The 13,114-nt window shown below is 59.8% G+C and carries 11 protein-coding genes, 1 pseudogene and 2 riboswitches; of the genes and pseudogenes, 3 read left to right on the top strand and 9 right to left on the bottom strand.

Translation table 11 applies throughout. The features are described 5' to 3' along the window. Nucleotides 1-5: 5 nt before the first annotated feature. The 7 genes from gcvP to B9Z45_RS05070 form a co-directional block, all read right to left on the bottom strand. A complete protein-coding gene (gene gcvP, locus B9Z45_RS05100; protein WP_108406155.1) occupies nt 6-2,924 on the bottom strand; it encodes an aminomethyl-transferring glycine dehydrogenase in 2,919 nt (972 codons plus the stop codon). A gap of 39 nt (nt 2,925-2,963) precedes the next feature. After that, nucleotides 2,964-3,329 carry a glycine cleavage system protein GcvH gene (gcvH, locus tag B9Z45_RS05095; RefSeq protein WP_108406154.1) on the bottom strand — a complete coding sequence of 122 codons (366 nt, stop codon included), beginning with the start codon at nt 3,327-3,329 and terminating at the stop codon, nt 2,964-2,966. A gap of 96 nt (nt 3,330-3,425) precedes the next feature. Then, a complete protein-coding gene (gene gcvT, locus B9Z45_RS05090) occupies nt 3,426-4,601 on the bottom strand; it encodes a glycine cleavage system aminomethyltransferase GcvT (RefSeq protein ID WP_370445808.1) in 1,176 nt (391 codons plus the stop codon). A gap of 7 nt (nt 4,602-4,608) precedes the next feature. After that, nucleotides 4,609-4,737: riboswitch (glycine riboswitch) on the bottom strand. An 11-nt stretch (nt 4,738-4,748) separates the two neighbouring features. Further along, nucleotides 4,749-4,866, bottom strand: a riboswitch (glycine riboswitch). Nucleotides 4,867-4,875: 9 nt separating this feature from the next. Next, a complete protein-coding gene (locus B9Z45_RS05085) occupies nt 4,876-6,153 on the bottom strand; it encodes a TRAP transporter large permease (RefSeq protein ID WP_108406153.1) in 1,278 nt (425 codons plus the stop codon). Continuing rightward, complete coding sequence (locus tag B9Z45_RS05080; RefSeq protein WP_108406152.1) at nt 6,150-6,644, bottom strand: TRAP transporter small permease; 495 nt, start codon at nt 6,642-6,644, stop codon at nt 6,150-6,152. The genes B9Z45_RS05085 and B9Z45_RS05080 overlap by 4 nt, the downstream gene beginning before the upstream one ends. 72 nt (nt 6,645-6,716) lie before the next feature. Continuing rightward, nucleotides 6,717-7,688, bottom strand: coding sequence for a TRAP transporter substrate-binding protein (locus B9Z45_RS05075; RefSeq protein ID WP_108406151.1), 972 nt, complete (start codon nt 7,686-7,688; stop codon nt 6,717-6,719). A 196-nt stretch (nt 7,689-7,884) separates the two neighbouring features. Continuing rightward, nucleotides 7,885-9,576 carry an electron transfer flavoprotein-ubiquinone oxidoreductase gene (locus tag B9Z45_RS05070; RefSeq protein ID WP_108406150.1) on the bottom strand — a complete coding sequence of 564 codons (1,692 nt, stop codon included), beginning with the start codon at nt 9,574-9,576 and terminating at the stop codon, nt 7,885-7,887. A gap of 153 nt (nt 9,577-9,729) precedes the next feature. Between B9Z45_RS05070 and B9Z45_RS05065 the strand changes: the two genes are divergently transcribed. Beyond that, nucleotides 9,730-10,512 carry an SDR family oxidoreductase gene (locus tag B9Z45_RS05065; protein WP_108406245.1) on the top strand — a complete coding sequence of 261 codons (783 nt, stop codon included), beginning with the start codon at nt 9,730-9,732 and terminating at the stop codon, nt 10,510-10,512. A 10-nt stretch (nt 10,513-10,522) separates the two neighbouring features. Further along, complete coding sequence (locus B9Z45_RS05060; protein WP_108406244.1) at nt 10,523-10,945, top strand: thioesterase family protein; 423 nt, start codon at nt 10,523-10,525, stop codon at nt 10,943-10,945. On the opposite strand, the gene B9Z45_RS05055 is transcribed toward B9Z45_RS05060, so the two are convergent. Together B9Z45_RS05055 and B9Z45_RS05050 are read right to left on the bottom strand one after the other, a co-directional pair. Next, a complete protein-coding gene (locus B9Z45_RS05055) occupies nt 10,946-11,857 on the bottom strand; it encodes a metal-dependent hydrolase (protein ID WP_108406149.1) in 912 nt (303 codons plus the stop codon). Nucleotides 11,858-11,941: 84 nt separating this feature from the next. Beyond that, nucleotides 11,942-12,550, bottom strand: a complete 609-nt coding sequence (locus tag B9Z45_RS05050) for a peroxidase-related enzyme (RefSeq protein ID WP_108406148.1) — start codon at nt 12,548-12,550, stop codon at nt 11,942-11,944. Between the two features lie 56 nt (nt 12,551-12,606). On the opposite strand from B9Z45_RS05050, the pseudogene B9Z45_RS05045 reads away from it, so the two are divergent. Next, nucleotides 12,607-12,939 (top strand): annotated as a pseudogene (locus tag B9Z45_RS05045) (carboxymuconolactone decarboxylase family protein); the annotation flags it as partial. Nucleotides 12,940-13,114: the final 175 nt, after the last annotated feature.

Genomic DNA, 13,114 nt, shown 5'->3' with positions numbered 1-13,114 from the left:
CCCCCTCATGCGTAATCGCTCACTGGAATGCAACTGCAAAACAGGTTGCGATCCCCATAAACGTTGTCGACACGGCCCACCTGGGGCCAGTACTTCACACTGCCGGGCACGCGCTGGGCGTGCGCTGCGCCGACCTCGCGGCCATAGGGGCGATTCCATTCGCCAACCAGCAGGCTGTCGGCGGTGTGCGGTGCGTTTTTCAGCGGGTTGTTGTCTTGCGGCCAGGTGCCGTTTTCGATCAGACGGATCTCTTCGCGGATGGCGATCATGGCCTCGATGAAGCGGTCCAGTTCTTGCAGGGTTTCGCTCTCGGTGGGTTCGACCATCAAGGTGTTGACCACCGGAAAGGACAGGGTGGGCGCGTGGAAGCCGTAATCCATCAGGCGTTTGGCCACGTCCTCGGCCATGACTCCCGAGCTGTCTTTGAGGCCGCGCAAGTCGAGGATGCACTCATGGGCCACCAGGTGGCGACCATCGGGCGTTGGGCTGGCGTACAGGGTGGGGTAGTGGTCTGCCAGGCGCTGGCTGATGTAGTTGGCTGCCAGAATGGCCGATTCGGTGGCGTGCTTCAGACCCTCGGCGCCCATCATGCGGCAGTACATCCAGCTGATGGGCAACACGGCGGCATTGCCCAGGGGCGCGGCAGAAATGGCCCCCACGCCATTGACCTGAATGCCGCCTGTGGCATGGCCAGGCAAATAGGGCACGAGGTCTTCCACCACGCACACGGGGCCAACGCCGGGGCCGCCACCGCCATGCGGAATGCAGAAAGTCTTGTGCAGGTTCAGGTGGCTCACATCACCGCCAAACTCTCCGGGGGCCGCCACGCCGACCAGCGCGTTCATGTTGGCACCGTCCACATAGACCCGACCACCGTGCTGGTGCACCAGTTCACAAAGTGCTTTGACTTGCGTCTCGAACACCCCATGGGTGCTGGGGTAGGTGATCATCACCGCGGCAAGCTTGTCGCTGTGTTGCTCGCATTTGGCGCGCAGGTCGTCCATGTCCACGTTGCCATTGGCATCGCATTGGGTCACCACCACCTGCATCCCCACCATCTGTGCGCTGGCGGGGTTGGTGCCGTGCGCACTGCTGGGAATCAGGCAGATGTTGCGGTGCCCTTGTCCCTGTGCGCAGTGGTAGGCCTGGATGACCAGCAAACCGGCGTACTCGCCTTGAGAGCCGGCATTGGGCTGCAGGCTGATGCCCTTGTAGCCGGTGGCCTGGCACAGCCACTCGCGCAGCTGCTGGTCCAGTTGGGCGTAGCCTTGCAGCTGGCTTGCCGGGGAGAAGGGGTGCACGTTGGCAAACTCGGGCCAGGTGATGGGGATCATCTCGCTGGTGGCGTTGAGCTTCATGGTGCAAGAGCCCAGGGGGATCATGCTGCGGTCCAGCGCCAAGTCTTTGTCGGACAGCTGCCGGATGTAGCGCAGCATGCCGGTTTCGGAGGCGTAGCGGTTGAACACCGGGTGGCTGAGAAAGGCTCTGGTGCGGCGCAGCTCGGTCGGGATCAGGGGCTCTACGCCTTTTTCAAACACTTCGAAACTGGGCAGTGTTGAGGCCTGGGTAGTTGACTCGATGGCGAAAACTTGCCACAGGGCGGTGATGTCCTCGCGCGTGGTGGTTTCGTCCAGCGAAATCGACACGCTCTTGTCGCAAGCCTTGCGCAGGTTCATGCCCGCTTGCTGGGCTCGCGCGATGAGCGAGGCCGAGGACTCGCCGATGGCGATCCATACCGTGTCAAAGGCGGTCTCTTTGCGCAACTTGTACCCCAGGCTCTGCAGGCCTTGCGCGAAGATCGCGGTGTAACTCGCCACGCGGCGCGCAATGCGCTTCAATCCCTCAGGGCCGTGGTACACGGCGTACATGCTCGCCACCACGGCGGGCAGCACCTGCGCAGTGCAGATGTTGCTGGTGGCTTTTTCGCGGCGGATGTGCTGCTCGCGGGTTTGCAGTGCCAGGCGGTAGGCGGGTTTGCCATGCACGTCCACGCTCACGCCCACCAAGCGGCCTGGCAGAGAGCGTTTGTAGGCGTCGCGGCAAGCCATGAAGGCGGCGTGTGGACCGCCTGCGCCCATGGGCATGCCAAAGCGTTGCGTGGTGCCCACCACGATGTCGGCACCCATTTCGCCAGGGGGCTTGAGCAGGGTGAGGGCCAGCAGGTCAGCGGCCACGATGAACGCGGCCGACTGCGCATGGCTCTGAGCGGCATAGCCGCTCAGGTCTTCCACCAGCCCGGTGCTGCAGGGGTACTGCACCAACGCGGCAAAATGTTCGGCTTGGAGCGCAGCACTGAAGGCGTCAGCACTCTGCGGCACCAGCACCTCAATGCCCAGCGGTTGGGCGCGCGTCTGGATCACTTCGATGGTTTGCGGGTGGCAGGCGCGCGAGACCACGAAGACCCGGCTCTTGCTTTTGACGGTGCGCATCGCCAGTGTCATTGCCTCGGCTGCTGCGCTGGCCTCGTCGAGCATGGAGGCGTTGGCGATGTCCATGGCCGTCAGGTCGGTCACCATGGTCTGGAAGTTCACCAGCGCTTCCATGCGGCCTTGGCTGATCTCGGCCTGGTAGGGCGTGTAAGCGGTGTACCAAGCGGGATTTTCCAGGATGTTGCGCAGGATCACGCCCGGTGTGTGCGTGCCGTAGTAGCCCTGCCCGATGAAGCTCTTGAGCAACTGGTTCTTTTGCGCCATGCTTTTGAGCTCGGCCAGCGCAGCGGCTTCGGTGACCGGGGCTGGTAAATCCATGGGCCGGGCGCGGGTGATGCTGCGCGGCACGATGGATTCGATCAGGCTGCGGCGAGAGGCTTCGCCAATCACGCTGAGCATGTGCTGCTCATCGGCGGCACTGATGCCAATATGACGAGCGATGAACTCGGATGGATTTTCGAGTTCGCCCAAGGGCTTGAGGGTAGACATCAGCATGTTCGCTCCTGATCGATGCGGGGTGCGCGGGGTGATTTTTTAGCCAGCGGAGAATTGTTTGTAGGCCGTTTCGTCCAGCAGGGCGTCGGCTTGCGCGTGGTTGGACAGCTTGACCTTGAAAAACCAGCCCTGGTTCAAAGGGTCCGAGTTGGCCAGTGAGGGGTCGGCGCGCAGGGCCTCGTTGACCTCGATGATCTCGCCGTCCACAGGCATGTAAACATCGGCGGCCGCCTTGACGGACTCGACCACCCCGGCCACTTCTTTGGCCGCAAAGCTTTTGCCCACCTCGGGCAGGTCAACAAACACCACATCGCCCAGCGCGTCCTGCGCGTGGTGTGTGATGCCGACAACGGCGGTGTCGCCGTCAATTTGCAACCATTCGTGGTCTTCGGTGTACTTGATCATGTCAGGGCTCCTGGAGGGTTGGTATTTGAATTGGAGTCAGATCCCGATTGTTTGGGAAATGAGTGGGGTTAATTGGGATCTGACCCCGATTAATTTTTAGCCGCGGTGGTAGCGGTTGGGCACGAAGGGCAGTGGGCTGACGGCCATGGGGACGGCTTTGCCGCGCACCATGGCGTTCAGGCGTGTGCCCAAGGCCGAATGATCTGCCTGCACATAGGCCAGGGCGATGGGTTTGTCGGCAGTGGGGGCCAGCAGTCCGCTGGTGACCTCGCCCACCATTTGGCCTTGCTCGTTGTGCAAGGCCACGTGTTCGCGAACTGGTATGCGCTCCAGGCCAACCAGACCGACCCGCAGGCGCTGTGGTGGGGCCGTGCCGTCAAGTTGCGCCAATATTTTGGCCGCACCCGGGAACCCACCCGCCCGGGCACCGCCCGTGCGACGCACTTTTTGCAGGGCCCAGTTCAAGCCTGCTTCGACCGGGGTGGTGGTGGTGTCAATGTCGTTGCCGTAAAGGCACAGTCCGGCCTCGAGGCGCAACGAGTTGCGGGCACCCAAGCCCACCGGTTTGACTTCGGGCTGGGCCAGCAGGAGGCGCGCGAAGGCTTCAGCGGCGTGCGCGGGCAGCGAGATTTCAAAACCGTCTTCGCCGGTGTAGCCGCTGCGGGTCACGTACAAGTCAGCACCGCCCACTTCAAAGCCTGCGCCGGTCATGAACACCAGCTTTTCGACGCCGGGCAAGAGGCGCTGCAAGGCGGTCACCGCTTGCGGGCCTTGCAGGGCCAGCAGGGCGCGGTCAAATTGCGGCTCAAGGGTGCAGCGGCTGCCGATGCGTTGCTGGATGTGCGCCAGATCGCCTTGCTTGCAGGCGCCATTGACGATCACGAAAAAGTCACCCCCATTCGACACATCCCGGTTCACAAACATCAGGTCGTCGATGATGCAGCCCTCGTCGTTGAGCAGCAGGCCGTAGCGCTGTTTGTGAATGCCCAGGCCCATCACGTCAACGGGTATCAGGCTCTCCAAAGCGGCCGCTGCCCCAGGTCCCGACAGGCTGAGTTGACCCATGTGCGAGACATCAAACAGGCCGGCGGCAGTGCGTGTGTGGTGGTGTTCGGCCATCAGGCCGGCCGGGTATTGCACCGGCATGCTGTAACCCGCAAAGGGCACCATGCGCGCGCCCAGTTCGATGTGCAGGGCGTTCAAGGGGGTGGTGAGCAAGTCGTCGGTAGCGTTCACAAAAAACTCCAAGGGCAATGAAAAACCACAGCACATGCTGTGGCTTGCCCTCGCTGTCCGCTTTACCTGAGAGATTCGCCGGGAAGCCTTGTATGCTAGGGCGTTCTGCGGGTTGCTCCTTCGGTGGATGCCGTGGCCCGATGGCCCGGCACCTCTCTCCAGTGAGGTAACGCCTTCAAGAAAGACGTTTTGTCAGTCCTTTTGCCTGAGCGTTCAGCAGCTTTCAAACCGCCTGCGCCTTCGGCGGCCAGACCTGTTTCATGGGGATGAAGCAGGTCGGGCGCTCTCCTGACATATGCAAATTCTAACTTTATTTGTTGTAAACCAGATCGCGCAAAGCCAGGGAAATCTCAGGCACATAACTGATCAGCATCAGGCATGCCAGGATCACGCAGATGAAAGGGATCAGGTCTTTGATGATCCGGTCGAGCGAAATTTTGGCCACCGTGCAGGCGGCAAACAGGTTCACGCCGAAGGGCGGGGTGATCATGCCCAAGGCCAGGTTCACCACCATCACCATACCAAAGTGGACCGGGTCGATCCCGAAGTGCACGGCTACCGGCACCAGGATCGGGGCCAGCACGATGATGGCTGCGCCCGTTTCGATGAACATGCCGATGATGAACAAGGCCGCGTTGATGCCCAGCAGGAAATAGATGGGCGACTTCAACACATCCTCCAGCCACAGGCCAATGGCCGCAGGCACGCCAGCACGGGTGATCAAGAAGGCGAACAAGCCCGCATTGGCGATGATGAACATGATCACTGCGCTCGAAATGACCGATTTGCGCAGAATGTTGTACATGTCCCGAAATCCGATCTCCCGGTAGATCAAGGTGCCGACGATGAAGGAATAAAACACCGCCACGGCCGCAGCTTCGGTGGGCGTGAATATCCCGCCGTAGATACCGCCCAACACAACGACGGGCATCATCAAGGCCCACCCCGCTTGCCAAGTGGCTTTGCCAAAACTCAGACGGCCATCGCCATCGTTCTTGCCCCAGCCTCTGAATTTGGCATAAAGCCAGACAAAGAGCATGAGGGCGCAACCAATCAGCAGGCCAGGTCCCACGCCAGCAACGAAGAGTTCACCAATCGAGACTTCGGCGCTGACGCCAAACAAGATCATGGGAATGGAGGGGGGAATGATCACCCCCAACTCCGCAGAGGTCGCTTGCAAGGCCGTGGCCCATGGTCTTGGGTAGCCGTGTTTGATGAGGGCCGGAATCAGGATCGCGCCAATGGCGAAGGTTGTGGCCACCGAAGAGCCGGAGACCGCCGCAAAGATCATGCAGGTCAACACGCAAGTCATGGGCAAGCCACCTTGCACGCCGCCGACGATGCTCTTGGCAAACTCCACCAGTCGGCGAGAGATGCCACCGGTTTCCATCAGGTTGCCCGCCAAGATGAAAAACGGGATGGCGGCGAGCGGAAATTTGTTGATCGAGTTGAACATTTCCTTCACGGAAATGAGCATGTTGGCGTTGCCTACCTGAATGCCGACCACCGCCGACAAACCAATGGACACGGCCACCGAGATGGTGAGTGCAAAGCACAGCAGCATCGTGAAAAGCATGACGAAGCTCATTGTGCAGTCTCCATTTCCATGCGGATGGGGTCGAGCCAAAAACCGATGATGCCGATGATGCTGAACACCGCACCCACCGGCATGGACAAATAAGCCCAGAACATGGACACGCCCTCGAGGCCGATCATCGACTGCACGCTGCCCCGGTGGGCATAGTCCCAGCCCCACCACAAAATGATGCCGCAAAGCGTCAGGGCCGCGATGGCTACAACGCTGTCCAGAACGCGGCGCATGCGTTCACCGCTCATGCGGTATAGCATGTCCACGCTCACCATGGCGCCTTGCCGAAAAGCGGTGGGGATGCCCAGAAACACCATCCAGATCAAACTGAATCGGATCAGCACTTCGGTCCATTCAGCGGGGGATTCGAGGATGAATCGGGTCACGATCTGGTGGATGCCAAAGCCGGAGGCCAAGGCCATCATGAGGCAGGCGACCATCATCGAAAATGAGGTGGTCCAGTGCTCAAAGCGTAAAAAAAGTTGTTTCATCGGCCCGTCACATTGCTGAATTGAAAAACGCCCGCCAGCCTAAACCGGTCGGGCGTTGCCAGAGGGATCAGATCACTTGTAGTTGCGAATGCGGTCCAGGTTGGCTTTGCCAAACTGCTTTTCAAACTCGGCGTTGATGGGGCCCAAAGTGGCAACAAACTTGGACTTGTCCACGTTCTCGACCACGTTCATGCCCTTTTTGCGCAATTCGGCCACACCGTTGGCATCGTCCTTGTCCACACGCGCACGGTTGACCTTGACGGCTTCTTTGGCGGCATCCAGGAAGATTTGCTTGTCAGCGGCACTCAACTTGTCGTAACTGGCCTTGTTCATCAAGATGATGGCGGGTGAGTACACGTGGCCTGTGAGCGACAGGTGCTTTTGCACCTGGTCAAAGTTGGCTGCCATGATCACCGACAGGGGGTTTTCCTGACCGTCCACAGTGCCTTGTTGCAAGGCGGTGAACACTTCAGGAAAGGCCATGGGCGTGGTCACGATGCCCAGGCCTTTGTAGGCGGCCACGTGCACGGGGTTTTCCATGGTGCGCATTTTCAGACCCTTCAGGTCGCCAGGTTCGTTCACCGAGCGCTTGCTGTTGGTCATGTGGCGCACACCGTTCTCGCCCCAAGCCAGAGCCTTGAAGCCTTTGGAATCGAACTTGGTCAGCAACTCCTGGCCGATGGGGCCGTCGAGTACGGCACGTGCGTGCGCCTTGTCACGAAACAGGAAAGGCACGTCAAGAATCCGGGCTTCTGGCACAAAGTTGGGCACGGGGCCTGTCGAAGAAGTGGCCAGTTCCTGGGTGCCCAGTTGAACCGATTCGATCGACTCGCGCTCGCCGCCCAAGGAGCCAGAGTAGAAGTTCTGGATCTTGATGCGCCCGTTGGTGCGCTTTTCAACTTCTTTGGCCAGCGTGTCGATGGCTTCACCCTGGTGGGAGTTCTGTCCTATCGAAATGCTGTTGCGCATGGTGATTTGCGCAGAAGCCATGGTCATCACACCCAGGGCCAAGCTCAGGCCCAACATCAGTTTGCTCAATTTCATTTGTAGCTCCTCGTGGATCAATGGACGATGGCAAATCGGGAATCAATTTGTCATACAAGTTTGATTATGGGGTGCAGTGAGGGTGGTTTGACTACGGGTTTTCGCGGGGGTGCAGATGCCATGGCGACCTGGTCATGCCGAACCCAATGGGCTAAAAAAGAGGCTCTGTGAGCCTCTTTTAATATCTTAGTGGCAGTTACATGCCCGTGTAGTTCGGGCCACCACCGCCTTCGGGCGTGACCCAGACGATGTTTTGCGTCGGGTCCTTGATGTCGCAGGTTTTGCAGTGAACGCAGTTTTGCGCGTTGATCTGCAGGCGATCACTGTTGTCCTCGTTCTTCACGTACTCGTAAACACCGGCCGGGCAGTAACGGCTTTCGGGGCCGCCAAACTTCGCCAGGTTGATGCCCACGGGCACCGAGGCGTCTTTCAAAGTCAGATGCGCCGGCTGGTTTTCTTCGTGGTTGGTGTTGCTGATGAACACGCTGGAGAGTCGGTCAAACGTCAACTTGCCATCGGGCTTGGGGTAGACAATTTGTTCGCACTCGGCGGCAGGCTTGAGGTAGACGTGGTCCGGCTTGTCACGGCGCAGCGTCCAGGGGATATGACCGCGCAGCACAAACTGCTCAAAGCCATTCATCAAGGTGGCCACCGTCAGGCCCTTCTTGAACCAGGCCTTGAAGTTGCGTGACTTGTTCAGCTCGGTGTGCAGCCAGCTGGCCTCGAAAGCCTCGGGGTATGCGCTCAGCTCGTCGTGCTCGCGACCCGCCACGATGGCGTCATACGCCGCTTCGGCCGCCAGCATGCCGGTCTTGATGGCGGCGTGGCTACCCTTGATGCGGCTCACGTTCAGGTAACCGGCATCGCAGCCGACCAAGGCGCCACCCGGGAACACGGTTTTCGGCAGGCTCATCAGGCCGCCTGCGGTGATCGCGCGGGCACCGTAACCAATGCGTTTGGCGTTGACCTCACCCTTGTCGTTGGTGAAGTACCACTTGATGTTGGCGTGGGTCTTCCAGCGCTGAAACTCTTCAAACGGGCTGAGCCAAGGGTTGGCGTAGTCCAGTCCGACCACGTAGCCAATCGCCACTTTGTTGTCTTCCATGTGGTACATGAAAGCGCCGCCATAGGTGTCGTTGTTCATGGGCCAGCCAGCGGTGTGCATGACAAACCCGGGCGTGTGGCGGGCAGGGTCGATCTCCCAGACTTCCTTGATGCCTATGCCATAGGTTTGCGGATCACGGCCTTCGTCGAGCTTGTACTTGGCGATCAGCTGTTTGCCCAGGTGACCGCGTGCGCCTTCGGCGAACACGGTGTACTTGCCGTGCAGTTCCATGCCGAGCTGGAAGTTTTCGGTGGGCTCCCCATCCTTGCCAATGCCCAGATTGCCTGTGGCAATACCTTTGACGCTGCCGTCGTCGTTGTACAGCACCTCTGCGGCGGTAAAGCCAGGGAAAATTTCGACCCCCAGGTTCTCAGCCTGCTGAGCCAACCAGCGCGTGAAATTGCTCAGGCTGATGATGTAGTTGCCGTGGTTTTGTGCAAACTCTGGCAAGAAGATGTCGGGTGTGCGGGTGGCACCGGTCTCGCTTAGGAAACTCCAGTTTTCACCGGTAACGGGCTGGTTGAGCGGAGCGCCCATGGCTTTCCAGTCGGGAAAGAGTTCGCTCAGGGCCTTGGGGTCCATGATGGCGCCCGACAAAATGTGGGCGCCAGGCTCACCGCCTTTTTCAAGCACGACCACCGACACATCGGTGCCTTTTTCGGCGGCCAGTTGCTTCAGGCGGATCGCGGTCGACAGGCCAGCGGGGCCACCACCCACCACGACCACGTCGTAGGGCATGGATTCGCGGGGGCCGTAGGTGCTGAGAATTTCTTCGGGGCTCATGAACGTCTCTTTTGGGAAGTTGTGAATGCTTGGGGCCTCGTGCACACAGCGTGTCGGGCGGGCGACTCATTTTATGCGTCTTGAGGGCCATTCCCCCGCACAATGGGGATAGCTGTTTTCAGCAGCAAACACGAACCCCTGGAAGGAATTGTCATGGCGTACGAAATCGATCTGTCTGGCCGCGTGGCCTTTGTCACCGGTGCTTCAAGTGGCCTGGGCGCCCAATTTGCCAAAACCCTGGCCGCAGCCGGTGCGGGCGTGGTGCTGGCCAGCCGCCGGGTCGAGAAACTCAAAGACCTGCGCGCCGAGATCGAGGCTGCAGGCGGCGATGCGCATGTGGTCGAGCTCGATGTGACCGACCGTCATAGCATTGCGGCCGCCGTGGCGCACGCCGAAACCGAGATGGGCAGTATCGACATTTTGGTGAACAACTCGGGCGTGAGCACCACCCAGCGCATTCAAGATGTGACCGAAGAGGACTATGACTTCGTCTTTGACACCAATGTGCGAGGTGCATTTTTTGTCGCGCAAGAGGTGGGCAAGCGCATGCTGGCACGCGCCAAGGGGGCGGCCCCCGGCAGCTTCACGGGCGGGCGCATCATCAACATCGCCTCGATGGCCGGGCTGAAGGTGCTGCCGCAAATCGGGGTGTATTGCATGAGCAAGGCCGCTGTGGTGCAGATGACCAAGGCCTTTGCGGTGGAATGGGGCAGATTCGGCATCAACGTCAACGCGATTTGCCCCGGCTACATCGACACTGAAATCAACCACCACCACTGGCAAACCGAGCAGGGCCAAAAGCTCATCAGCATGCTGCCCCGCAAGCGTGTCGGGCAGCCCCAGGATCTGGATGCGCTGCTCATGCTGCTGGCCAGCGACCAGAGCCATTTCATCAATGGCGCGGTGATCGCTGCCGACGATGGTTTTGCCGTTTGAGGGGCCAGGCATGAAGTACGTTTTGCCCGAGATCAAAAAGCAGGTGCACCAATTGGTCATCCCCATCCGCTGGGGCGACATGGACGCCATGGGCCATGTCAACAACACGGTTTACTTTCGCTACCTTGAAACCATCCGCATCGACTGGTTTGACCACATCGGCTTCGACCTGAACCCGCAAGGCGAAGGGCCGGTGATCGTGAACGCGTTTTGTAACTTTTACAAACAGTTCGAATACCCCGGGGACATCCTGGCCACCATGTATGTGAGTGACCCGGGCCGCACCACGTTTGAAAGCTGGTGCACGCTGGAGCGCACCGACCAGCCCGGCGAGGTGTTTGCCGCTGGCGGCGCCACCACGATCTGGGTCGACTTTCCCAAGCAAAAATCTGTTCCCTTGCCCGATTGGGTCAAGGCGCTGGTCACGCCCTGATCAGGCTTGTGCAGGGGCCTGCACGCTGGCCTGGGCTTGGCCCACAGCGCGCCACTGGTTGGCATGGCTTTGCAGCCAGTCTTGCGATTGGGTGGGGTGCCCGACCTGCATGGGGTGAAAGTCTTTGCGCGTGTAAGCCCAAATGGGTTTGGCCACGCGCCAGACCAAGCCGTGGCGACCGACCAAAAACTTGGCGGCAGACCACCAGGTTGAAGGCTTGAAAAGCGTCTTGTCGTGCCACAGATTGTTGACTGTCTGGCGCACAACATCGGTGATGAACTGGATGGTCACGAACCAGAACCAGCGCATGCGCCAGGTGTGGTTGCCGCCCAGGCGTTGGTACAGGTCAAAGGCCACGCACTTGTGTTCAGACTCTTCGGCAGCATGCCAGCGCCACAAGGTTTGCAGCGGCTTTTCGGCATGGGCAAACCAATCGCCGGGCTGGTCCATGCGCTCGAGCGTGATGTCGCCAAAAATGGAGGTGTAGTGCTCAAAGGCGGCGGTGATGGCCAATTCGTGCAAATAGCCCTTGTCGCTTTTACTGAAGAATTCTTCACGCCCTTTTTTCAGGCGGCGCTCGGCACGGGGGCCCCAACGGTTGACCAGGCCCTGCTTTTCAAGGTGTGCGTTGTACAGGCCGTGCAAGTGGCGATGCGTGGCTTCCTGGCCAATGAAGCCCTTGGCAAGCTGTTTGAGCTCGGCATTCTCGGGTGTCTCGGGCAGGTGTGTGGCCCCGGCTTTCACCGCATCCATGAAAGACTGTTCGCCCACCGGAAAGCTCATCGACAAGGCGTTGGCATAAGCTGTCAAAAACGCATCGCCGCCGTTCCAGTGGCGCGAAAACCCCTGGCTCAGGTCCACGCTCAAACGGCGTATGGTCAGTTCAGAAGGGGCAGCGGGGTGGGTGTTCATGGTGGTGGGTGAGAGATAACCAATTTTGTTACCAAACTGTATTGTTCAGGTTTTTAAAAGACCGTGCAAAAGGCCACTTAAAAATCACGCAGCGGGCTGGGTCTTGGGCGCGCGGCCCATCAGGTAGAACTCGGGGTTGGGCATCATGCCGCTGAAGCTGGCCATGCGGTTACTCAAGCCAAAGAAAGCGGTAATGGCCGCGATGTCCCAGATGTCCTCGTCGTCAAAGCCGTGGGCATGCAGCGCCACAAAGTCGGCTTCTTCCACCTCATCCGAGTGCTGGCAGACCTTGAGCGCAAAGTCGAGCATGGCGCGCTGGCGGGGCGTGATGTCCGCCTTGCGGTGGTTGATGGCCACCTGATCGGCCACCAAAGGCTTTTTCTCGTAGATGCGCAAAATGGCGCCGTGGGCGACCACGCAATACAGGCACTTGTTGGCGGCGCTGGTGGCGGTCACGATCATCTCGCGATCGCCCTTGGTCAGGCCGCTGCTGCGCCCCACCGACTCGGGCACCATCAAAGCATCGTGGTAGGCAAAAAAGGCTCGCCACTCGGCCGGCCGGCGGGCAAAAGCCAAAAACACGTTGGGCACAAAACCGGCTTTTTCCTGCACTTCGAGCACTTTGGCTTTGATGTCGTCGGGCAAGTCCATGATGTCGGGGGCGGGGTAACGGGGCTTGGTGGGTGTGCTCATGGCGTGTCTCGAAGTGTTTATGCTTTGGCTATTCTCCATCAACTTGAAAGTTGCCCATGTCCGCACCCAAAGCCCCTGCATCGCCCCAAGCCTGGCCCACCGATGAGGCCTTTCAAAACGGCCTGACCACCCGCAACCAGGTGATGGGTGCCGACTATGTGGACCGGGCCTTGGGCGCCGCCACCGAATTCACCCAGCCCATGCAGGAATTCATCACCCGCAACGCCTGGGGCAACGTGTGGCAACGCCCCGGCCTGGACCTGAAAACCCGCAGCCTGATCACCGTGGCCATGCTGACCGCGCAAGGCAAGCAGCAAGAGCTGAAAGCCCATATTCGTGGCGCACTGACCAATGGCGCGACCCCCGAAGAAATTCGTGAACTGATGCTGTGAAGTGGACCCCGAATTTGGGACAGGTGTTTAAGTGGGACACTATCCAAAAAAACGGGTTACCAATGACTGAATCAAAAAAACGCAGAGTTCATCCGCCGGAGTTCAAGGCCAAGGTGGGGCTGGAGGCGCTCGGCGGGATGAAGACCATCAATCAAATCGCCCAGGAGTATGG

Source organism: Limnohabitans sp. 2KL-17 (genome assembly GCF_003063415.1).
In the GTDB taxonomy this organism is placed as follows: Bacteria; Pseudomonadota; Gammaproteobacteria; order Burkholderiales; family Burkholderiaceae_C; genus Limnohabitans_A.
The sequence above is the reverse complement of the archived record's forward strand: the minus strand, read 5'-3'. Positions and strand labels throughout refer to the sequence as shown.